A 20,452-nucleotide genomic window follows, 5' to 3' on the forward strand; every position below is an offset into this window, starting at 1 on the left:
GCGCGCCGCGCAGCGGGACGCCGCATCCGCCGCCGCCGCCGCCGCCGCGGAGGCAGAGGCGCTGGAAACGGCCGAGGCGCGTGCGCGGGCCACCGCCGCGGCGGTGGAGGCGGAGCTTTCCGAGGCCCGCCGCCGCCGGGCGGCCGCCGACGAGGCCGAGGACCGGGCCGCCGAACGCGCCCAGGCCGCCGCCGCCCAGGCGCGCGACCTGGCCGCGATGCTCCGCCAGCTGGAGCGCGAGCAGGCCCGGCGCGAGGCCGAGGACCGCGCCAGCGCCACGGCCCGCGCCGCCGAGGAGGCGCGGCGTCGCGCTGAAGATGTGCGCGAGCGGCGGCTCGCCGAGGAGGCGCGCGAAAGAAGGCTCGCCGAGGAGGCGCGCGAGAGGCGCACCGCCGAGGAAGGCCGCGCGCGTCCCGCCCCCCAGGCCGAGGGTCGGGCCGGCGCGGCGCGGTCCGCCGCGCTTCCCCCGCCGCCCGCCGGCGGCCGCGCCCTGCCGGTGGCCGGCCGGGTCGCCACGGGCTGGGGGGAGGCTGCGGCCGGCGGGGTGCATCGCGGCCTGACCTTCGCCGCGGCAGCCGGCGCGCGCGTCGTCTCGCCCTGCGGGGGGCGGGCGATGTATGCGGCGCCGTTCCGTTCCTACGGGCTCTTGTTGATTGTGGACTGCGGCGGGGGATACCATTTTGTTCTTGCCGGCATGGACCGGCTCGACGCAACTGCCGGACAGAGGCTGCTGGCAGGCGAGCCGGTTGGCGTGCTCGGCGGGGCTGGCGGTGGCGGCGCTTCCCTCTATGTGGAGTTGCGGCGCAACGGCCAGCCGGTGGATCCCCGGCCGTGGTTCGCCGCGCGGGGCTAGCGCGCCGCCGGCGCGGGGCAGAGTAACCTCCGGGTCATCGCCCGGGGGGCATTGTGGTCAGGCGGGCGGCCGGGAAGGGCCGTCGGCCCAAGCATCGGGTGGTCGCATGGGCGGCGAGTCGCAGCGTGACGGACGGGTGCCGAGCCTGGGCGCGGTGGTGACGGCGGAAAGGGGGCAGGCCCCCGAACGCCGGCGCCGCCTGCGCACCGCGGGCGCGGTCGCCGCCGCCTTCGTGGCCGGCGCCGTGGTCGGCCCGGTCATCGCGGTCCCCACCATCCAGGCCTGGGCGCAGGATGGCGGGCGGGCGGAGACCTATCGCCTGCTCAACCTGTTCGGCGACGTGTTCGAACGCATCCGCGCGGAATATGTCGAGCCGGTCAGCGACCGCGATGTGATCGAGAACGCGATCAACGGCATGCTCCAGGGGCTCGACCCCCACAGCTCCTACATGAACCCGCGCAGCTTCCGCGACATGCAGGTGCAGACGCGCGGCGAGTTCGGCGGCCTCGGCATCGAGGTCACGCAGGAGAACGGCTACGTCAAGGTCATCTCCCCGATCGACGAGACGCCCGCGGCGCGCGCCGGCGTGCGGCCGGGCGACGTCATCACCCACCTGAACGGCCAGTCCACCCAGGGCCTGACGCTGCAGGAAGCGGTGGAGCAGATGCGCGGGGAGCGCGGCACCGCCATCCGCCTGACCATCCGGCGCGAGGGCGAGGCCCGGCCGGTGGAGCTCTCGCTGACCCGCGACGTGATCCGCCCGCAGGTCGCCCGCTTCCGGCTGGAGGGCAACGACGTCGCCTATGTGCGCCTGTCCGCCTTCAACGAGCAGACGGAAGCCGCGCTGCGCCGGGCGGTCAGCACCATGCGCCAGCAGGCCGGCGGCAACCTGCGCGGCCTGGTGCTCGACCTGCGGAACAACCCGGGCGGGCTGCTGGACCAGGCGGTGCAGGTCGCGGACGACTTCCTCGACCAGGGGGAGATCGTCTCCACCCGCGCCCGCCGCAGCGAGGACGCGCAGCGGTGGAATGCGCGCTCGGGCGACATCGCGCAGGGCCTGCCGATGGTGGTGCTCATCAACGGCGGCAGCGCCTCCGCCAGCGAGATCGTGGCCGGCGCGCTCCAGGACCACCGCCGCGCGGTCGTCATGGGGGTGAAGAGCTTCGGCAAGGGCAGCGTCCAGACCGTGATGCCCATCCCCGGCCAGGGCGCGATCCGGCTGACCACCGCGCGCTACTACACGCCGTCCGGCCGCTCCATCCAGGCGACCGGCATCGACCCCGACATCGAGGTGCTGGCCACCCGCCCCGACCCCAACGCCCCGCAGCGCGACCGCGAGGCCGACCTGCGCCGCGCGCTCCGCAACGACGCGGAACGCCAGTCCCAGGCGCAGCAGCCCCCGCCGCCGCCGCTGCCGCCGCTGAACCTGCCGGCCGGCGTGCAGGACCGCGTGGTGCGCGTGCCGGCGGAAGGCGCCCCCGCCTTCGACGCCGCGCGGCCGGAAACGGATCACCAGCTGCAGCAGGCCGTGCAGTTCCTGCGCAACCTGGCCGCCGCCCAGGGTGGGCCGCAGCGCCGCGCCCAACGCTAGGACAGGCTGCCCCGGCCCGATGCGACTGCTGAGCCTCCGGGCACTGGGGATCTTCTGGGTCGTCGTGCTCGCCCTGATCGGCGGCGGGGCCGGGGTGCTCGCCTGGCTCGGGCCGCCGCCCGGCCCGGCGGCGCCTGCGGCGGAGGCGGCACCGGCCCCGGTGGCGCAGGACTCGGCGCAGGCCTCGGCGCCGGCCGTCCCGCCGCCGGCGGCCGCGGCGCCCCCGGCCGCCCCGGTGCCGCCGCCCGCGCCGCCGCCCGCCGCCGCGGCGGCGCCACCCGTCGCCCCGCCGCCGCCACCGCTGGCCGAACCCGCCGCCCGCCGCGTCGCCGCCGATCCCGTCATCGCGCCGCCCGACCCCGCGCTGCTCGCACCCTCCACCCACGGCCCGGTGCCGCGGCTCGGGCCGGAGAGCCGCAGCGCCATCCGCACCTATGCCCGCGCCTTCGACCGCGAGGACCGGCGCCCGCGCATCGCCATCGTCATCGGCGGCATGGGCCTGAACGGCCAGCACAGCGAGGAGGCGATCCGCCGCCTGCCCGGCGGCGTCACCCTCGCCTTCAGCCCCTATGCCCAGCGGCCCGAGGCGCTGCTGGACCGCGCCCGCGCGAAGGGGATGGAATTGCTGACCGCGCTGCCGCTGGAACCCGCGGGCTTCGGCAGCCGCGCCGACCCCGGCGACCGCGCGCTGCTGACCGGGCTCACCATCGGCGACAACCTGGACCGGCTGGACTGGGCGCTGTCGCGCATCCAGGGGCAGGTCGGCGCCATCGGCGCGGAAGGCGGGATGCGCGGCGAACGCTTCGCCGGCAACCCGGAACTGCTGGGCACGCTGCAGGCGACGCTGACCAATCGCGGCCTGCTCTACATCGACCCGCGCCCCGGCGCGCCCCCGCCTGCGCGGGCCTTCGGCCGCAGCGCGGATGTGGTGCTGGACGAACCGCCGACCCGCGGCGAGGTGGAGCGGCGCCTGGCGGACCTGGAAGGACTGGCGCGGCAGAACGGCTCCGCGCTCGGCTATGCCGGCGACCCGGTGCCCTCCGTGGTGGCGGCCATCGCGGCCTGGAGCGCGGGACTCGAGGCGCGGGGCGCGGTGATCGCGCCCGTCACCGCGGTGATCCGGCGCCCGACGGAGCGGTGAGGCGGCCGGGCGTCAGCGCGGCAGGAAGGGGTTGCCGCGGCGTTCCTCGCCGAAGGTCGAGCCCGGCCCGTGGCCGCAGAGGAAGCGCATCCCGTCGCCGAGCGGCAGCAGCTTGGTGACGATCGCGTCGATCAGCGCCGCGTGGTCGCCATAGGGGAAGTCGGTCCGCCCGATCGAGCCGCGGAACAGCACATCCCCCACCACCGCGAAGCCCAGCGCGGCGGAGGCGAAGACGACATGGCCCGGCGAATGGCCGGGGCAGTGCAGCACGGCGAAGTCGTGGCCGGCGATGACAACCGTCTCCCCTTCCGCGAGCCAGCGGTCGGGGGTGGCGTCCTCCATCCCCTCCAGCCCGTATTGCCGCGCCTGGGCGGCGATGCCCCGCAGCAGGAACTCGTCGCGCCGGTCGGGGCCGAGGATCGGCACCGGCGCCCCCTGCGCCGCCTCCAGCGCCGCCTTCAGCGCCATCGCGCCGCCGGCATGGTCCAGATGGCCATGCGTCAGCAGGATCTGGTCGATGCCGCAGCCCGCGCGCGCGATCGCGGCCTCGATGCGCGGCAGGTCGCCGCCGGGATCGATGACGGTGCCGCGGCCGCTTTCCGCGTCCCAGATCAGGGCGCAGTTCTGCTGGAAGGGGGTGACGGCGATCTGGGCGGCTTGCAGCTTCGGCATGGCGACTGCGTGCCGTGGCGGGGCGCGCGCGTCAACGCCGCCCGAACAGCCGCTCCAGCTCCGCCTTGCCGAGCTTCAGCACGGTGGGCCGCCCATGGCTGCAGGTGGCGGCGCGCGGCGTCGCCTCCATCTGGCGCAGCAGCGCCGCCATCTCCTCGGGCTTCATGCGGCGCCCCGCGCGGATCGAGCCGTGGCAGGCGAGCCGCGCCACCGCCGCGTCCAGCCGGTCCGCCAGCGCCAGCGATTCGCCCATCTCGGCCAGTTCCGCCGCCAGGTCGCGCAGGATCGGCGCGGGCTCCGGCGCGCCGAGCAGCGCGGGCGTGGCGCGCACCAGCACCGCGCCGGGGCCGAAGCCCTCGATCTCGAGCCCGAGCCGCGCGAGATCCGCCGCGCGGTCCAGCAGGCGGGCGACATCGGCGGCGGGCAGTTCCACCACCGCTGGCAGCAGCAGGGGCTGGGCGCGCACCCCGCCCGCGACGAGCTGCGCGTGCAGCGCCTCATGCGTCAGGCGTTCATGCGCGGCGTGCTGGTCCACCAGCACCAGCGTGCCGTCCGGCGCCTCGGCCAGGATGTAGGTGTCGAGCACCTGGCCGATCGGGCGGCCGAGCGGGCCTTCCGCCCGCATCTCCGGCAGCGGCGCCGGGGCGGGCGGGGCGAAGCCCAGCGGCAGGGCGGGCGCGGCGGGCGGCGCGGCCTGCGGCCGCCAGCCGGGCGAGGGTCGCCAGGACGGCGTGGCCGCCACCGGCGCCTGCATCTCGGCGAAGCCGCCGCGCTCCTCCCCGGCAAGCCCCGGGGCCGCCCCCTGGGCCAGCCCCTCCGGCACGGCGCCGCCCGCCCCCACCGCCAGGGCGCGGCGCAGCGCGGAGATCAGCAGGCCGCGCACGCCTTCCGAATCGCGGAAGCGCAGCTCGGTCTTCATCGGGTGGACGTTCACGTCCACCGCCTCGGGCGGGAGGTCGAGGAACAGCGCGGCCGCCGGGTGCCGCCCGCGCGGGATCAGGTCCCGGTAGGCCACGCGCAGCGCCGTCTTCAGCTGCGGGTCGCGCACCGGTCGGCGGTTGACGACGAGGTGCTGCGCCGCGCCGGTGGCGCGGTGATGCGTCGCCGCGGCGGCGAGGCCGGACAGCACGAGCCCGCCCCGCGCCGCCTCCACCGGCAGCGCGGCCGTGGCGAAATCCGGGCCGAGCAGGGCGGCGATCCGCGCCTCGCGCGGCTGCGGGGCGAGCGACAGCGCGGTGCGGCCGTCGACCTCGACGCGGAATCCCACCTCCGGCCAGGCCATGGCGAGCCGCTCCACCGCCTCCACCGCCGCCTCCGCCTCGCTGCGGGGGGATTTCAGGAAGGCGCGGCGGGCGGGGGTGGCGAAGAACAGGTCCCGCACCTCCACCCGCGTCCCCGGCGCGCCGGCGGCGGGGGTGACGGCGGATGTCCGCCCGCCCTCCACCGCGATCGCGAAGGCGCCGCCCGACCCGTTGCGGGAGGTGAGCGTGAGGCGGGAGACGGCGCCGATCGAGGGCAGCGCCTCCCCCCGGAAGCCGAGGGTGGCGATGCGGAACAGCATGCCCTCCTCCGGCAGCTTGGAGGTGGCGTGGCGCTGGACGGCCAGCGCCAGGTCCTCCGGCCCCATGCCGCCGCCATCGTCCTCCACGAGGATGCGGCCGATGCCGCCTTCCTCCAGGCAGACCGAGACGCGGCGCGCCCCGGCGTCGAGCGCGTTCTCCACCAGCTCCTTCACCGCGGCGGCCGGGCGCTCCACCACCTCGCCGGCCGCGATGCGGTTGGCGGTGGTCTCGGGCAGGAGGCGAATCCGCGCTGCGGCCATCCGCCAGAGATGCGCCGGCGGGAGTCGGTGGGCAAGGGCCAGGGGCGGTTCAGGGCAGCAGGATCGGGCTCAGCCCATGCCGCGCCGCCGCGCGGGCCAGCGTGCCGTCGACGCGCGCGCCTTCCAGGAAGGCGTTGACCTCGTTCAGCCAGGCGGCGTCGCCGCGCGGCACGGCATAGGCGTAGAGCGTCTCGCCGAAGCGGGCCGGCGGGTCGATCACGCGCGCCCAGTCATGCATCAGCACCATGCGCCGCGTGTAGGGGAAGTCCGACATGAAGACGTCGGCGCGGCCGGACAGCACCTCCCCCTCACGCGTGCGGGGGGCGCGCACCACCATCAGCTCCGCGTTGCGCAGCGTCTCGCGCATCAGCGGCTCCATCACCGTCCCCGACGCCACGGCGACGACGGTGCCGGGGTTGTCGATGTCGCGCCAGGACTGGATGCGTGCATTGGTGCGCGTGGTCACCGCAAGGACCGGGCTGGCCAGGTAGGGCTTGGTGAAGGCCACGCGCTGCGCCCGCGCCGGCGTGACGCCGACCGCCATCATCGCGATGTCGCAGGCGCCCTCCTCCAGCCGGTCCATGAATTCGGCGAAGTTGGTCTCGACGAATGCGACGCGATGGCCGAGCCGCGCGGCCAGCGCGCGCGCCATGTCGATGTCGATGCCCTCCAGCTCGCCGTTGCGGGGGTTGCGGAAGGAGATGGCGAAGTATTCGGGCCACATGCAGACCTGCAGCTCGCCCCGGGCGCGGATCGCCGCAAGCCGGCCCGGCACCGCCTGGGGTGGCACCGCAGGCGGCGTCGCCACCGAGGGTTGCGCCGATGCGCCGGGAAGCTGCGCGGGCTGTGGCGCGAAAGCCGCGCCGGGCCGATGTTGCCCCAAACCCTGCGCCCGCAGCCCGTCACGAGACTCGCAAATTAAGACGAGACTTGCGATAACTGCCGTCGCAACAATGAAACCCCGCATCGCCCAGCTCCGTCGGACGCTCCGGCGCTCGCTCGGCCTCGGTGCCCCGAGGCCGCCCGAGCCGCGGCCCTGGCTGCTGTTCTCGGCCGCGGTCGGGCTGGTCGCGCTCTGTCTCGTCGGCATCTACAGCATCCTGATGCATCGCGGCCAGCAGGACGCCCTGGCCGAGGCGGAGCGCCTGACACAGGGGGTGGCCGCCGGCCTCGCGGACCAGCTGACCCGCGCGGTGCAGACGGTGGACCTCGTGATGCTCGACGCGGCGGAGCGCCTGGCGGAGGGCGACCCCGGCGCGGTGACGCGGCAGATCGGCCCGCGCATCCGCGACCTGCCGCAGCTGCGCGCGCTGCTGATCACCGACGCGCAGGGCTTCATCGTCGCGAGCTCCATCGAGGGCCTGCGCGAGGCGACCGTCGGCGACCGCGAATGGTTCCGCCTGCTGCGCTTCGGCGGGCAGACCACCCGGCTCGGCGCGCCCGAGGCGGGGCGCTTCCTCGGCCCGCCCGGCCGCGCCATCGCGCAGTCCGGCGGGCTCTACGCCATCCCGATGGCGCGTGCGCTGCGCGGGCCGCGCGGCGAATTCCTGGGCACCGTCGTCGGCGTGCTGAACCCCGACTACCTCGTCGGCGTCGCGCGCCGCCATGCGGACAGCTTCGGCACGGCGATCCGCATCCATTCCTTCCAGGGCCTGCTGCTGGCGCGGTCCGACGGCCGCACGGACGGGGTGGGGGAGCTGAACTCCTCCGCCTGGATGTTCCGCGACTTCCTGCCGCGGCGCGAAAGCGGGAGCTGGGCCGGGCTGGACCAGGACGGGAGGGAGGTGGTCGCCGCCTTCGCCGTCACCCGCCAGGGCGTCTTCGTGATCGAGGCCGCGCGGTCGCGCGACGACGCGCTCGACACCGCGCACCGGCTCGGCGCGCTGCTGGCCGCCGGCGTCGCGGCGGCGGCCATCGTCACCCTCGTCGCGCTCTGGCTGCTGGTGCGCCAGGCGCAGGCGCTGAAGGTGCAGGGCCAGCGGCTCGCCGAGAGCGAGCGGCGGGCGGTCGCCGCCTCCCGCGCGAAGGAGGAGTTCCTCGCGGCGATGAGCCACGAGATCCGCACGCCGATGAACGGCGTCATCGGCATGACCGGCCTGCTGATGGACACGCGGCTCGACCCGCTCCAGCGCCGCTACGCGGAGACGATCCAGGGCAGCGCCGAGCACCTGATGATGGTGCTGAACGACATCCTCGACTTCTCGAAGCTGGAGGCCGGCGCGCTGCAGCTGGAAAGCGTGCCCTTCAACATCGAGCAGGAGATCTCGACCATCGTCGAGCTCTTCGCCCCGCGCGCCGCCGCCAAGGGGGTGGAGCTGGTGGCGGCGCTGGCGCCGGACCTGCCGGACCGCGTGCGGGGCGACCCGGGGCGGCTGCGGCAGATGCTGTTCAACCTGGTCGGCAACGCGGTGAAGTTCACCGAGACGGGCTGGATCCAGGTGGCCATCTCGATCGAGCCGGAGCTGGACTACTGGCGGCTGCGGGTCAGCGTGTCGGACACCGGCATCGGGCTGGAACGCGACAAGGTGCCGATGCTGTTCGAACGCTTCACCCAGGCCGATGCCTCGATCACCCGCAAATACGGCGGCACCGGGCTCGGCCTCGCGATCTGCCGGCGGCTTGCGGAAGGCATGGGCGGCGGGATCGAGGCGGTGCCCCGCCTCGCCGGCGTGCGCAACGGCGGCGGCAGCATCTTCCGCTTCACCGTCCGGATGGACCGGGTGGAAGGGGCGGCGCCGCCCATCGGCGGGCTCGCCGGGCGGCGCGTGCTGGTGGTGGACGACCTCCCCCTGAACCGGGAGATCCTGGTCCGCCAGCTGGCCGGGATGGGGGCGGAGGCGGCCTCGGTCGGCGATGGCGCCCAGGCGCTGGCGGCCCTGCGCGCCGCCGCCGCCGCCGGCCGCGCCTTCGAGGCCGCGGTGCTGGACGGGCAGTTGCCCGATGGCGACGGGCTGGCGCTGGCGCGCCACATCCGGGCGCATTGGGACGCCTATGGCCGCCCGCGGCTGCTGCTCTGCGCCAGCGGCTCGGCCGACCCGCGCGAGGCATCGGGCCAGGGGGTGCTGGACGGGCTGCTGCTGAAGCCCGCCCTGCCGGGGCGGATGCGCGATGCGCTGCTGCAGGCGCTGGCACCGCGCGCCGCCGCTCGGCCCGCCCCCGCCGCGCCGCCCCCCGCTGCGGCGGAGCCTTCCGCCCAGGTGCGCGTGCTGCTGGTGGAGGACAACGCGACCAACCAGCTGGTGATGAAGACCATCCTGGCGCGTGCCGGCGCGGCGGTGCAGGTGGCGGGCGACGGCGCGCAGGCCGTGGCGGCCGCGCGGGAGGCGCCGTTCGACGTGATCCTGATGGACCTGCAGATGCCGGTGATGGACGGGCTGGAGGCGACGCGCGGCATCCGTGGCCAGCCCGGCCCCAACCGCCGCACGCGCATCATCGGCCTGACCGCCGCAGTCGGCCCCGAATTCGAACGGCAGTGCCGCCAGGCCGGGATGGACGACTACCTGGGCAAGCCGGTGCAGCGCGACACGCTGCTGCGGAAGCTCGGCCTCGCCGCCCCTGCCCCGGCTTCCGGCGCGGCCTGACCGCTTCGGGCGCGGCCGCCGGTGGACGCGCGCCGGCGGCCGCCCCTACAGTCCCGCGACCGGAGAGGAAGCCGCCCCATGCGCGCCGCGACCCTGGCTGCCCTGGCCACCCTTGCCGCCGCCCCCGCCGCCGCGCAGGACAGGCCGCCGCTCCACCCGACGCGCGACGTCAGCGTCACCTACCGCATCACCGGCGGGGCGCCCCAAGGGACACCCCAGGGCGCGCCGCAGTCCATCGCGATCTCCTGGCTGGCAGCCCCGCAGGTCTCGCGCATGGACATGGGGCCGCTCGGCTACATGGTGGCCGACCACCGCACCCAGCGCGGCTTCATGGTGATGCAGCAGCAGCGCATGGTGATGGAGGTGCCGGTGCAGCAGGCGATGCAGCAATACGGCCCTTCCGCCAATGCGACCTATCGCCGCACCGGGACCGACACGGTGGCCGGGCTTGCCTGCCAGGTCTGGACCTACCAGGACCGTGGCAATTCCGGCACCGCCTGCATCACCGCCGATGGCGTGATGCTGCGCGCGCGGGGAACCGCGCAGGGCCAATCCGGCGGGATGGAGGCGACGCAGGTCAGCTACGGGCCGCAGGACCCGTCCCGCTTCCAGCGCCCACAGGGCTACCAGTCGGTGCAGATCCCGGGTGGCATCCCCGGGCTGCCGGGCGGGGGCATGCCGGGCGGGCAGCCCGGCCGGTAGCCGGCGCCCGGGATCAGACCGGCTCGCCGTTCCACACGCCGAAGCTGCCGCTGGCCACCGGCATTCCGGGGCGGCGCCAGACCGCGCGCCAGGCGATGCGGTCCACCTCGATCCCCATGTGGAGCACGCTGCCCGCCTCCGTCACCTCCATCTCGGCCACCAGGCCGCGCAGCGCGGGCGGCAGCTGTTCCAGCGCATGGGCGACCAGCAGGTGCCGGGGCACGCCGTGCAGCGGCGCGAGGTCCGGCGGCAGCGTCGCGGCGGCGAAATCGAAGGGCATGGGGACGCTCCGGTCTGCTGGGGGCGACCCTCCTGGCCGTCTGACGGGGCGGAGCCTAGCGGCGCCCGGCTTTCGCGATGGTTAACGCGCCGGGGACCCGCCCCGCCTTCCCCTGCGCCGCGGGAGGGGCCACATCTGGCGCATGTTCCGACGCAGCCTGCTCGCCGCCGCGACCCTCGCCAGCCTGCCGGCCCTGGCGCAGACCCGCCCACCCGCGCCCGCGCCCGCGCCGGCCCCCGCCGCCATCGACCGCGCCGCCCTGGCGCGGATCGAGGCCTATCTGAACGCCATGCGCACGCTACGCGCGCGCTTCCTCCAGGTGGCGCAGAACGGCGCGACGGCGCAGGGCACGGCCTGGATCAGCCGCCCCGGCCGGATGCGCTTCGACTACGACCCGCCGGAGCCGACGCTGCTCGTCGCCTCGGGCGGGCAGGTGATGATGTTCGACCGGGAACTGCGCCAGCCCAGCATCGTGCCGGCCGCCTCCACCCCGCTCGGCCTGCTGCTGCGGCCGGAGATCCGGCTGTCCGGCGACATCACGGTGACGGGGACCGAGCGTTCGGGCGGGTTCCTGCGCGTCTTCCTGCACCGCACCGGCGCGGCGGCCGAGGGACGGCTCGGCCTCGCCTTCCAGGAGGACCCCTTCGAGCTGCGGCAATGGACCGTGCTCGACGCGCAGGGGCGGGAGACGCGGGTGACGCTCTACGAGGTGGACACCACCACCCGCCCCGACAACCGCATCTTCGACTTCAACGACCCCACCTTCCTCGACCGGGAGGGGATGCGGCGATAGGGGCACGCCCCTGCCGCCGCCCGCCCCCGTTCGCGCGGGGCGGCGGCATCAGGCGGTCGTGCGTTCCCGTTGACGCGAAAACGCACGGCGGCATGACGGGCACGAAGGTGAGACCTTCGTGCGGCCTACATCAATCGAGCTGCGCGTTGGCCAGCCGCACCACGGGCGGCCAGCGATTCGCCTCCTCCCGGATCAGGGCGGCGAAGGCTTCCGGGTTCGTGCCCGTCACCTCGAAGCCCTGGCTCCTCAGCCCCTCCGCCACGTCGGGGCGGCGCAGCGCCTCCACCAGCACCGTGTGCAGCCGGGCGATGACCGGCTCCGGCGTGCCGGCGGTGGCCAGGATGCCCTGCCAGGTCACGATGTCGAAGCCGGGGAAGCCCCCTTCGGCGATGGTCGGCACATCGGGCAGCGCGCCGCTGCGCGTGCCGGACGACACCGCCAGCGCCTTCAGCCGGCCGCCGCGGATGTGCTCGATCGCGGCGGGCAGGGTGACGAGCAGCGCCTCCACATGGCCGGCCACCACATCGATCACGGCGGGCCCGCCGCCGCGATAGGGCACATGGGTGAAGGCCACCTCGGCGCGGCGCGACAGCACGGCGCCGGTCAGGTGCCCGATCGAGCCATTGCCCTGCGACGCCATGGTCATCCGCCCTTCCGCCTGCCGCGCGAGGCGCAGGAAGGAGGCGAGGTCGGTCGCCGGATGCGTCGGGTGCACCACCAGCACCTGCGGCGCGCGCACCAGTTCGGCGATGGGCGCGAAGTCGCGCACCGGGTGGAAGCCGACCCGGCGATAGAGCGAGGGGTTGATCGTCAGCGGGTCGGAGCCCACCAGCAGCGTGTGCCCGTCCGGCCGCGCGCGCGCCACCAGTTCGAAGGCGAGGTTGCTGCCCGCGCCCGGATGGTTCTCCGCCACCACGGGCTGGCCGAGCACGGGGGTCATCTGCCGGGCGAAGGTGCGCCCGAGGATGTCGAGGCTGCCGCCCGGCGCGACCGGGATGATCATCCGCACCGGCCGGTCCGGGAAGGGGGCGGAGGGGTCCTGCGCAAAGGCGGGCCGCGCCGCGGCGGGGCGGGCCAGCGCCGGCAGGCCGCCGGCCGCGAGGAGGGCGAGGAGGGCGCGGCGGGATGCGCCTGCCGCGGGCGAAACTGGCTTGCTCATGGAATTCTTTTCTTCGAAAGACGCGAACGGCTGCAAGTGAAAGATTTTTCTGCTATTTCCCTCGCATACCACGCCGAGGGAGTTCCACCATGCCCGCCACCGCGGAGTTGGACCGCATCGACCGCGAGATCCTGCGCCTGCTGATGCAGGACGCCTCCCGCTCGCTGGCCGAGATCGCGCAGGAGGTCGGGCTGACCCCCACCCCCTGCTGGAAGCGCATCCGCCGGATGGAAGAGCAGGGCGTCATCACTGGCCGGGTGGCCCTGGTGGACCCAACCCGGGTCGGCCTGCCCATCTCGGTCTTCGTCGCGGTGGAGACGGGCGACCATTCCGCCGAATGGATCGCCCGCTTCGCCGCCGCGGTGGACAGCCTGCCCGAGATCGTGGAGTGCTGGCGGCTCGGCGGCGACGTGGACTACCTGCTGCGCGTCGTGGTGGCGGACATGGCGGGCTACGACGCCTTCTACCGCCGCTTCGTGGCCGCCGTGCCGTCGCTCCGCAAGGTCACGGGCCGCTTCGCGATGGAACGCGTGAAGGGCACGACGGCGCTGCCGATCTGACGCGGCGGCGCCTTCCCCGCCTGCCGAAACCGGTGGATCGTTCGCGCGTGCCGCGCGTTGGGTCCGGACGATGCTCCATCGCAGATGCCGGCGCCTCGCGGCCGCGCTGATCGCCGCCCTCCCGCTCCTGGCCCTGCCGGCCGCGGCGCAGCGGGTTCCGTCGAGCCGGGAGGAGGTCGCGCAGCCCGGCGGCCTCATCGCCGGCTTCCCCGCCCTGACGCTGGTGCAGGTGGCCGACGGGTTCCGCGAGCCGGTCGGCGTCGCCGCTGCGCATGACGGCACCGGGCGGATCTTCGTCGTCGAACGCGCCGGCCGCATCCGCGTGGTGACGCGGGAGGGCCGGCTGCTCGACCAGCCCTTCCTCGACCTCGCCTCCGACCAGCCGGGCGCGCCCCACCCCGAGGTGGCCTCCGGCTTCCTCGAACAGGGGCTCTGGTCCGTCGCCTTCCACCCGCGCTTCCGGGAGAACGGGCACTTCTTCGTCCACTACTCCTCCACGCGGGAGAACGGCGCGGGCATGGTGGTGCGCCACACCGTCGATCCCGCCAGCCCCGATCACGTCACGCCCGAACGCGCGCAGGCGACGCGCAAGGTGCTGCTGCAGATCCCGCAGCTGCAGTTCCACCACAATGGTGGCACCATCGCCTTCGGCCCGGACGGGATGCTGTATGTCGGCCGCGGCGACGCGGGCTGGGCGGAAGCGGCGCAGCGCGCCGACCAGGCCTATGGCCGGGTGCTGCGCCTTGATGCGGATGCACCCGGGGACGAACCCCATCGCGTGCCCCCCGGCAACCCCTTCATGCGCCCCTGGCACCGGGCCTATGGCGCCGCGCTCGGCCTGCTGGAACGGGCGGGCGTGGTCGGTAAGGGCGCGGCGGAGCGGCAGCTGCGCTGGCGGCGGCTTTCCTGGGTGGTCGGGCTGCGCAACCCCTACAGCTTCCACTTCGGCCGCGACGGCGCGCTGTGGCTGGTCGATGTCGGCGACATCGGGTGGGAGGAGGTGAACTGGCTGCCGCCGGGCGAAGGCGCGGGGCGGAACTTCGGCTGGCCCAGGATGGAGGCCGCGCATTGCTTCCCGCCCACCGGCGGGCGGCCGGATTGCGCGGTGCACGGCACCCTGCCGGTGGCGCAGGTCCCGCATCTCCGCCCCTGGCCGGAATCCCCGCCGCTGCAGGCGGACTGGGCCTGCTCGGCCATCGGCCTCGGCGTGCTGGAGGATGCGGCGCCGGGCGGCGCCTACCTCGTCGGCGACTGGTGCTCGGGGCGGATCTGGGCGCTGGCCTGGGACGGCGCCGCCGGCCGCTGGCGCATGCCGGAGATCATGCGCGTCGCGCTCCAGCCCACGGGCGGCGCGGTGGACGAGGACGGGCGGGTGCTGATGGTGAACTGCAACTGCAACTACGGCGACCGGTCGCCCGATGCGAACCCGCCCGGCGCGCTCTGGCGCTTCCTGCCGAGCGCCGAGGTGCCGCCGGACGCCAGCCGCGCCGCGCTCGGCGCGCCGCGCATCCGCCGGTGACCTCCGTGCTGCGCCGGCTGGCGCTGGCAGCCGCCCTGCCGCTGCTGGCCGCCGCCGGCCTCCTGCCGGACGAGCCGGAGCCGGAGCCCCCGGCCTTCCTCCACCTCCCGAGCGGCGAGCCGCTCGACCTCACGCCGCTGCCCGGCGAGGTGCCGGGCGAGGCGGTGGGGCAGTTCCTGCGCAGCGGCCGCAACCCCTACCGGGAGGATGCGGCGGCGATCGCGGCGGGGCGGCTGCTCTACCGCCGGCACTGTTCCTTCTGCCACCTGTACGACGGCAGCGGCGGCAACGCGCCCCCGCTCGACCGGGCGGAGTGGGTCTATGCGACCTCGGCCGAGGATGCCGGGATGTTCTCCATCGTCTATGGCGGCGGCTTCGGCGCGATGCGGAGCTGGAAGCGCCACGGCATGACCCAGGACCAGGTGCTGCGCGTCATCGCCTATGTCCGCCGCCTGGCCGTGCCGGGCCCGGAACGGGAGGAGGCGCGCCGGGCCGCCGCGATGGCCTCGGGCCCCGGGGTCCACTGACCTGGCGGCGCGCCTGACGGGGCGGATGGCCGATCAACCTTGCCCCGGCACCGCTTTCCCGGCCCCTGACAGGTTTGCGGCACGGGTCATGGCGGCTAGAACCCCCGGGCCATGCCCGCCTCCCCCGTCAGGATCGCCCCCTCCCTCCTCGCCGCCGACTTCGCCCGCCTGGGCGAGGAGGTGCGCGCCGTCGCGGCCGCCGGCGCCGACTGGCTCCACCTCGACATCATGGACGGTCATTTCGTCCCCAACATCTCCTTCGGGCCCGCCCTGGTGAAGGCGCTGCGGAAGCACGCGGCCATCCCCTTCGACGTGCACCTGATGATCGCCCCGGCCGATCCCTACCTGGCCGCCTTCGCCGAGGCCGGCGCCGACCTGATCAGCCTCCACCCCGAGGCGGGGCCGCACCTGCACCGCTCGCTCCAGACCATCCGGGCGCTCGGCAAGAAGGCGGGGGTGGTGCTGAACCCCGCGACGCCGCTGGCGGCGGTGGAGCCGGTGCTCGACCTCGTGGACCTGGTCCTGGTGATGTCGGTGAACCCCGGCTTCGGCGGGCAGTCCTTCATCCGTTCCCAGCTTGCCAGGATCGCCGCCTTGCGCGCCATGATCGATGCGACGGGGCGCGATATCGCGCTGCAGGTGGATGGCGGGGTCACGGCGGAGACGGCGCGGGACTGCGTGGCGGCCGGGGCGGATGTGCTGGTGGCGGGGACGGCCGTGTTCGGCGCGCGCGACTACCGCGCGGCGATCGCGGCGATCAGGGGGGGCGAGGGGGGCGGCTGATGGAAGGCATCCTGCGCGGCGCGCGCCGCATCCTGGCCAACCTCAAGCCCATCCGGGTGCCGGACGGGCCGGCGCGGTCCTTCCGCGACCTCTGGCCGGGCGAGGCCGCGCGCGGCGCGCGGCTGCTGCGGGGCGAGTTCGAGGTGGCGGGCACCGTCCGCCCGCTGCGCCCGGCGGAAGCCGACGGCACGCAGGACTGGGGCCCCGCCGGGGGGTCGGCCCATTGGCGCGCCGCCGCCCACGGCTTCGCCTGGCTGCGGGACCTGCGCGCGCTGGGCACCGACGCGGCGCGGCTGCGCGGCCGCGCGCTGACGGCCGACTGGCTCGCGCTCGCCGCGCAGGACCCGCTGGCCGAGGCGCCGGAGGTGGCGGGGGCGCGCATCTCCGCCTGGCTCGGCCATTGGGACTTCCTCGCCGCCACGGCGGAGGACGGGTTCCGCCGGCAGCTGATGCAGCGCATGGCGCAGGATGCGCGCGGCCTGGTCGCGGGGCTGCCGGCCGAGGCCGCGCATCGCGGCGCGCTGGTCGCGCTGAAGGGCGCGATGGCGGCGGCCGTCGCGCTGGAGGAGGAGACCTGGCTCGCCCGCTGCGTGCGCTTCCTGCCGCCGGAGCTGGAACGCCAGTTCCACCCCGATGGCGGCCATGTCGAGCGCAGCCCGGGCCAGCAGCTCCTCGCGCTCCAGGACCTGATCGAGATCCGCAACCTGCTGCATGGCGCGGGGGTGGAGGCGCCGCCCCAGCTCGCCGCGACGATCGACCGCGCGGCGCCGGCGCTGCGGCTGATGCGCCACGCCGATGGCGGGCTGGCGCTGTTCAACGGCACCCGCGACGAGCTGGTGACGGTGGTCGACCTGGTGCTGACCCAGAGCCAGTCCCGCGGGCGCGCGCCGACCTACCTGCGCGAGACCGGCTTCCAGCGCCTGGCGGCGAGCCGCACGCTGGTGATCGTCGATTGCGGCGCCCCGCCGGCCGCCCGGCGCGAAGGCGCCGGCGGCCTGCCGCGCGGCGCCGACCGCTTCGCCCATGCCGGCACGCTGTCCTTCGAGATGTCGGTCGGGCGCAACCGCGTCATCGTCAATTGCGGCGCCGCGCCGGCGGCGGAAGGCGAATGGCGCGACGCGCTGCGCGCCACCGCCGCCCATTCCGCCCTGGTCCTGGCCGACACCAATTCGAGCGAGCTGAAGCCCGAGGGGCTCGGCCGCCGGGTGGAGGCGGTGGAGGCGGACCGGCAGGAATCGGCCGGCGCGCAGTGGCTGGAGGCGAGCCATGACGGATGGGTGCGCCAGTTCGGCCTGCGCCACCGCCGCCGCTTCTACCTCTCGGAATCCGGCGACGACCTGCGCGGGGAGGATGTGCTGGAGCCGGAGCGCGACGCGGCGGTCCCGGGCTTCGTGGTGCGCTTCCACCTGCATCCCGGCGTGGTCGCCAGTCTCCAGACCGACGAGGCCGGCGTGCTGCTGCGCCTGGCCGACGGCGCCGGCTGGCGCCTGCGCGCCAAGGGCGCGCGCGTGGCGATCGAGGAGAGCATCTACCTCGCGGCCGAGCCCCGGCGCAGCCAGCAGGTCGCGCTGCACGCGGAACCGGGCGCGGCGAGCATCCAGTGGGCTATCGGCCGCGTCAGCATGCCCGGCGCGCCAGTGCCGGAGCCGTCGGCGGAGTAGCGGGCCGGCGCGCATGTCCCGCCCCGCGAAGGCCTCCGCCGGCACGCCCGCATGAAGATCCTCGAAGTCACCAACGTGGACTTCTCGCTGCGGCACTTCCTGCTGCCGCTGATGCGCGGCCTGCGCGCGCGCGGGCACGAGGTGGCGGGCGTCTGCGCCGGGGGCCCCCTGCTCGACCAGCCGCGGGCCGAGGGGTTCCGCGTGCTGCACGCCCCGATGGCGCGCAGCATGAACCCGGTGGCGCAGGCGCGCTGCCTGGCCGCGCTGGTCGCCATCATGCGGGCCGAGAAGCCGGACCTGGTGCATGCCCACATGCCGATCAGCGGGCTGCTGGCGCGGGCGGCGGCGCGCATCGCGGGGGTGCCGCGCATCGCCTACACCTGCCACGGTTTCCTGTTCAACCAGCCGGGGCCGCGCTGGCGCGCCGCGCTGTCGCTGGCGCTGGAACGCGCGGCCGGGCGCATCACCGACACCTACCTGACGGTGAGCGAGGAGGAGGCGGCCGATGCGCGCCGCCTCGGCATCCACCCGGGCGCGACCGCGGTGCTGAACGGGCGCGACCCCGCCCGCTTCCGCCCCGACCCCGCGGCGCGCGTCGCGCTGCGCGCGCAGTTCGGCGCGCGGGAGGAGGACTGCGTGGTGGTCGCCGTCTCCCGCCTGGTGCGGCACAAGGGCTATCCGGAACTGCTGCGCGCCATGGAGGCGACGCCCGCCAACTGCGTGCTCTGGGTGGTCGGCGAACGCCTGCCGACCGACCATGGCGAGGACCTGGAGCCGCATTTCGCCCGCGCGGCGGGGGTGCTCGGGCGGCGCCTCGTGCGGCTCGGCTACCGCGACGACGTGCCGCGCATCCTGGCCGCGGCGGATGTCTTCGCCCTGCCCTCGCATTTCGAGGGGCTGCCGATGTCCATCATCGAGGCGATGCTGACCGGCCTGCCCGTGGTGGCGACCGACATCCGCGGCCCGCGGGAGCAGGTGGTGGAAGGCGAGACCGGCCTGCTGGTGCCGCCCGCCACCGCGAAGCCGCTGGCGCTGGCGCTGGCGCGGCTGGCGGGGAACCCCGGCCTGCGGCGGCTGATGGGCGAGGCCGGGCGCGCCCGCGCGCTGGACCGCTTCGACGAGGCGCGGATCGTGCAGCGCACCATCGCGCTTCTCGAAGGTTGATGCGCCGGGCGGCCGGGTCCATACGGCGCGCCACCCGCCCTCCCCGGACCGCATGACATGACCGACCGAATCCCCGTCCGCCGCGCGCTGCTCTCCGTCTCCGACAAGGCGGGGATCGTGGACTTCGCGCGCTTCCTCGCCGGACAGGGGGCCGAGATCCTCTCCACCGGCGGCACCGCGGCCGCGATCCGCGCGGCCGGCATCCCGGTGAAGGACGTCTCCGACCACACCGGCTTCCCCGAGATCCTGGACGGGCGGGTGAAGACCCTGGTGCCGCAGGTGCATGGCGGGCTGCTCGGCCGGCGCGACCTGCCGGAGCACCTGGCGCAGATGGAACGCCACGCGATCGCGCCGATCGACCTCGTCGCCGTCAACCTCTATCCCTTCGAGGCGACGGTCGCGCAGGGCGCCGGCTTCGACGACTGCATCGAGAACATCGACATCGGCGGCCCGGCGATGATCCGCAGCGCGGCCAAGAACCACGCCTCCGTCGTGGTGGTGACCGAGCCCGCGCAACTCGCCGAGGTGCGGGCGGAGCTGGAGGCGGGCGGCACCACGGCGGCCACGCGCCGCCGCTTCGCGCAGGCGGCCTATGCCCGCACCGCCGCCTATGACGCCGCGATCTCGGCCTGGTTCGCGGGCCAGGCGGGCGAGGCCTTCCCGCAGCGGCTCGTCGCCGCCGGGCTGCTGCGCCAGCCGCTGCGCTACGGCGAGAACCCGCACCAGGGGGCGGCCTTCTACGTGGACGGCACGAACCGCCCGGGGCTCGCCACCGCGACGCAGTTGCAGGGCAAGGAACTGTCCTACAACAACCTGAACGACACCGACGCCGCCTTTGAATGCGTGGCGGAATTCGACCGCCCGGCCATCGTCATCGTGAAGCACGCCAATCCCTGCGGCGTGGCGGAGGCCGACGACCTCGCCGCCGCCTGGGACCTGGCGCTGCGCTGCGACGCCGTATCGGCCTTCGGCGGCATCGTCGCGGCGAACCGCCCGCTGGACGCGGCGGCGGCCGAGCGCATCGCCGCGATCTTCACCGAGGTGGTGGTGGCGCCGGATGCGGATGCGGGCGCGCGGGCGGTCTTCGCGCGGAAGAAGAACCTGCGCCTGCTGCTGACCGGCGCCCTGCCCGACCCGGCGGCGCCGGGGCTGCTGCTGAAGTCGGTGGCGGGCGGCTTCCTGGCGCAGACGCGCGATGCGGGCCGCGTGGCGGAAGCGGCGCTGCGCGTCGTCACGCAGCGCGCGCCCGCGCCGGCGGAGCTGGCCGACATGCTGTTCGCCTTCCGCGTCTGCAAGCACGTCAAGTCGAACGCCATCGTCTATGCGAAGGGGCTGGCCACGGTGGGCATCGGCGCGGGGCAGATGAACCGGGTCGAGAGCAGCCGCATCGCCGCCTGGAAGGCCGAGGCGGCGGCGAAGGCCGCGGGCCTGCCGGAAAGCCTGGCGAAGGGCAGCGTCGTCGCCTCCGACGCCTTCTTCCCCTTCGCGGACGGGCTGGAAGCGGCCGCCGCGGCGGGGGTGACGGCGGTGATCCAGCCCGGCGGGTCCATCCGCGACGCCGAGGTGATCGCGGCCGCGGACCGGGCGGGCCTCGCCATGGTCTTCACCGGCATGCGCCACTTCCGCCATTGACGCCACGCCACG

The 20,452-nt window shown here is 75.3% G+C and carries 18 protein-coding genes; 13 read left to right on the forward strand and 5 right to left on the reverse strand.

The genetic code is table 11. The features are described from left to right. From ACK8OX_RS23325 to ACK8OX_RS23335, 3 genes are all read left to right on the forward strand, one after another. Window positions 1–853, forward strand: an 853-nt coding sequence (locus ACK8OX_RS23325) for a murein hydrolase activator EnvC family protein (RefSeq protein ID WP_430666668.1), incomplete at its 5' end; no start/stop codon positions are given. 106 nt (window positions 854–959) lie between these two features. Further along, window positions 960–2,444 carry a S41 family peptidase gene (locus ACK8OX_RS23330; protein WP_430666669.1) on the forward strand — a complete coding sequence of 495 codons (1,485 nt, stop codon included), beginning with the start codon at window positions 960–962 and terminating at the stop codon, window positions 2,442–2,444. 19 nt (window positions 2,445–2,463) lie between these two features. Further along, window positions 2,464–3,585 carry a divergent polysaccharide deacetylase family protein gene (locus tag ACK8OX_RS23335; RefSeq protein ID WP_430666670.1) on the forward strand — a complete coding sequence of 374 codons (1,122 nt, stop codon included), beginning with the start codon at window positions 2,464–2,466 and terminating at the stop codon, window positions 3,583–3,585. Between the two features lie 12 nt (window positions 3,586–3,597). On the opposite strand, the gene ACK8OX_RS23340 is transcribed toward ACK8OX_RS23335, so the two are convergent. Genes ACK8OX_RS23340 through ACK8OX_RS23350 form a run of 3 tightly spaced genes read right to left on the reverse strand, consistent with a single transcriptional unit; the run spans window position 3,598 to window position 6,887 of the window. Then, window positions 3,598–4,257: an MBL fold metallo-hydrolase gene (locus ACK8OX_RS23340; RefSeq protein WP_430666671.1), complete on the reverse strand. Its 660-nt coding sequence runs from the start codon at window positions 4,255–4,257 to the stop codon at window positions 3,598–3,600. Window positions 4,258–4,288: 31 nt separating this feature from the next. Beyond that, window positions 4,289–6,079: a DNA mismatch repair endonuclease MutL gene (mutL, locus tag ACK8OX_RS23345; RefSeq protein ID WP_430666673.1), complete on the reverse strand. Its 1,791-nt coding sequence runs from the start codon at window positions 6,077–6,079 to the stop codon at window positions 4,289–4,291. Window positions 6,080–6,128: 49 nt separating this feature from the next. Further along, window positions 6,129–6,887, reverse strand: a complete 759-nt coding sequence (locus ACK8OX_RS23350) for a substrate-binding periplasmic protein (RefSeq protein ID WP_430666674.1) — start codon at window positions 6,885–6,887, stop codon at window positions 6,129–6,131. Window positions 6,888–7,032: 145 nt separating this feature from the next. On the opposite strand from ACK8OX_RS23350, the gene ACK8OX_RS23355 reads away from it, so the two are divergent. Next, window positions 7,033–9,660 (forward strand): response regulator, encoded by a 2,628-nt coding sequence (locus ACK8OX_RS23355; RefSeq protein WP_430666675.1) that lies wholly within the window; start codon window positions 7,033–7,035, stop codon window positions 9,658–9,660. A gap of 78 nt (window positions 9,661–9,738) precedes the next feature. After that, window positions 9,739–10,362 carry a DUF4412 domain-containing protein gene (locus tag ACK8OX_RS23360; RefSeq protein WP_430666676.1) on the forward strand — a complete coding sequence of 208 codons (624 nt, stop codon included), beginning with the start codon at window positions 9,739–9,741 and terminating at the stop codon, window positions 10,360–10,362. Window positions 10,363–10,375: 13 nt separating this feature from the next. On the opposite strand, the gene ACK8OX_RS23365 is transcribed toward ACK8OX_RS23360, so the two are convergent. Then, on the reverse strand, window positions 10,376–10,642 hold the full coding sequence (locus tag ACK8OX_RS23365; protein WP_430666677.1) for a hypothetical protein: 267 nt from the start codon (window positions 10,640–10,642) through the stop codon (window positions 10,376–10,378). Between the two features lie 142 nt (window positions 10,643–10,784). Between ACK8OX_RS23365 and ACK8OX_RS23370 the strand changes: the two genes are divergently transcribed. Then, window positions 10,785–11,435 carry a LolA family protein gene (locus tag ACK8OX_RS23370; RefSeq protein WP_430666678.1) on the forward strand — a complete coding sequence of 217 codons (651 nt, stop codon included), beginning with the start codon at window positions 10,785–10,787 and terminating at the stop codon, window positions 11,433–11,435. A 130-nt stretch (window positions 11,436–11,565) separates the two neighbouring features. Here ACK8OX_RS23370 and ACK8OX_RS23375 read toward each other — a convergent pair whose 3' ends face one another. After that, window positions 11,566–12,594: a Bug family tripartite tricarboxylate transporter substrate binding protein gene (locus ACK8OX_RS23375; protein ID WP_430666679.1), complete on the reverse strand. Its 1,029-nt coding sequence runs from the start codon at window positions 12,592–12,594 to the stop codon at window positions 11,566–11,568. Window positions 12,595–12,683: 89 nt separating this feature from the next. On the opposite strand from ACK8OX_RS23375, the gene ACK8OX_RS23380 reads away from it, so the two are divergent. The 7 genes from ACK8OX_RS23380 (at window position 12,684) to purH (ending at window position 20,440) form a co-directional block, all read left to right on the forward strand. Then, window positions 12,684–13,154 carry an Lrp/AsnC family transcriptional regulator gene (locus ACK8OX_RS23380; protein WP_430666680.1) on the forward strand — a complete coding sequence of 157 codons (471 nt, stop codon included), beginning with the start codon at window positions 12,684–12,686 and terminating at the stop codon, window positions 13,152–13,154. A 70-nt stretch (window positions 13,155–13,224) separates the two neighbouring features. After that, entirely contained in the window at window positions 13,225–14,673 is a 1,449-nt protein-coding gene (locus ACK8OX_RS23385) for a PQQ-dependent sugar dehydrogenase (RefSeq protein ID WP_430666681.1), read from the forward strand. After that, on the forward strand, window positions 14,670–15,200 hold the full coding sequence (locus tag ACK8OX_RS23390; protein WP_430666682.1) for a c-type cytochrome: 531 nt from the start codon (window positions 14,670–14,672) through the stop codon (window positions 15,198–15,200). Before ACK8OX_RS23385 ends, ACK8OX_RS23390 begins: the two co-directional genes overlap by 4 nt. Window positions 15,201–15,311: 111 nt before the next feature. Then, window positions 15,312–15,983 carry a ribulose-phosphate 3-epimerase gene (rpe, locus tag ACK8OX_RS23395; protein ID WP_430666683.1) on the forward strand — a complete coding sequence of 224 codons (672 nt, stop codon included), beginning with the start codon at window positions 15,312–15,314 and terminating at the stop codon, window positions 15,981–15,983. Further along, the gene (locus tag ACK8OX_RS23400; RefSeq protein ID WP_430666684.1) at window positions 15,983–17,644 is read left to right on the forward strand and encodes a heparinase II/III family protein; all 1,662 of its coding nucleotides are present in this window, start codon (window positions 15,983–15,985) and stop codon (window positions 17,642–17,644) included. Before rpe ends, ACK8OX_RS23400 begins: the two co-directional genes overlap by 1 nt. A gap of 51 nt (window positions 17,645–17,695) precedes the next feature. Then, window positions 17,696–18,808, forward strand: coding sequence for a glycosyltransferase family 4 protein (locus ACK8OX_RS23405; RefSeq protein ID WP_430666686.1), 1,113 nt, complete (start codon window positions 17,696–17,698; stop codon window positions 18,806–18,808). A 57-nt stretch (window positions 18,809–18,865) separates the two neighbouring features. Beyond that, the gene (gene purH, locus ACK8OX_RS23410) at window positions 18,866–20,440 is read left to right on the forward strand and encodes a bifunctional phosphoribosylaminoimidazolecarboxamide formyltransferase/IMP cyclohydrolase (RefSeq protein ID WP_430666687.1); all 1,575 of its coding nucleotides are present in this window, start codon (window positions 18,866–18,868) and stop codon (window positions 20,438–20,440) included. Window positions 20,441–20,452: the final 12 nt, after the last annotated feature.

This window comes from Falsiroseomonas sp. CW058 (genome assembly GCF_050563535.1).
Lineage (GTDB): Bacteria > Pseudomonadota > Alphaproteobacteria > Acetobacterales > Acetobacteraceae > Falsiroseomonas.

What these genes read in the sequence shown, in the direction of transcription:
- ACK8OX_RS23360 (WP_430666676.1), top strand. Translation starts at nt 9,739, where the DNA reads ATGCGCGCCGCGACCCTGGCTGCCCTGGCCACCCTTGCCGCCGCCCCC.
- ACK8OX_RS23365 (WP_430666677.1), bottom strand. Translation starts at nt 10,642, where the DNA reads ATGCCCTTCGATTTCGCCGCCGCGACGCTGCCGCCGGACCTCGCGCCG.
- ACK8OX_RS23385 (WP_430666681.1), top strand. Translation starts at nt 13,225, where the DNA reads ATGCTCCATCGCAGATGCCGGCGCCTCGCGGCCGCGCTGATCGCCGCC.
- ACK8OX_RS23335 (WP_430666670.1), top strand. Translation starts at nt 2,464, where the DNA reads ATGCGACTGCTGAGCCTCCGGGCACTGGGGATCTTCTGGGTCGTCGTG.
- ACK8OX_RS23340 (WP_430666671.1), bottom strand. Translation starts at nt 4,257, where the DNA reads ATGCCGAAGCTGCAAGCCGCCCAGATCGCCGTCACCCCCTTCCAGCAG.
- ACK8OX_RS23375 (WP_430666679.1), bottom strand. Translation starts at nt 12,594, where the DNA reads ATGAGCAAGCCAGTTTCGCCCGCGGCAGGCGCATCCCGCCGCGCCCTC.
- ACK8OX_RS23400 (WP_430666684.1), top strand. Translation starts at nt 15,983, where the DNA reads ATGGAAGGCATCCTGCGCGGCGCGCGCCGCATCCTGGCCAACCTCAAG.
- purH (WP_430666687.1), top strand. Translation starts at nt 18,866, where the DNA reads ATGACCGACCGAATCCCCGTCCGCCGCGCGCTGCTCTCCGTCTCCGAC.
- mutL (WP_430666673.1), bottom strand. Translation starts at nt 6,079, where the DNA reads ATGGCCGCAGCGCGGATTCGCCTCCTGCCCGAGACCACCGCCAACCGC.
- ACK8OX_RS23405 (WP_430666686.1), top strand. Translation starts at nt 17,696, where the DNA reads ATGAAGATCCTCGAAGTCACCAACGTGGACTTCTCGCTGCGGCACTTC.
- ACK8OX_RS23380 (WP_430666680.1), top strand. Translation starts at nt 12,684, where the DNA reads ATGCCCGCCACCGCGGAGTTGGACCGCATCGACCGCGAGATCCTGCGC.
- ACK8OX_RS23355 (WP_430666675.1), top strand. Translation starts at nt 7,033, where the DNA reads ATGAAACCCCGCATCGCCCAGCTCCGTCGGACGCTCCGGCGCTCGCTC.
- ACK8OX_RS23330 (WP_430666669.1), top strand. Translation starts at nt 960, where the DNA reads ATGGGCGGCGAGTCGCAGCGTGACGGACGGGTGCCGAGCCTGGGCGCG.
- rpe (WP_430666683.1), top strand. Translation starts at nt 15,312, where the DNA reads ATGCCCGCCTCCCCCGTCAGGATCGCCCCCTCCCTCCTCGCCGCCGAC.
- ACK8OX_RS23370 (WP_430666678.1), top strand. Translation starts at nt 10,785, where the DNA reads ATGTTCCGACGCAGCCTGCTCGCCGCCGCGACCCTCGCCAGCCTGCCG.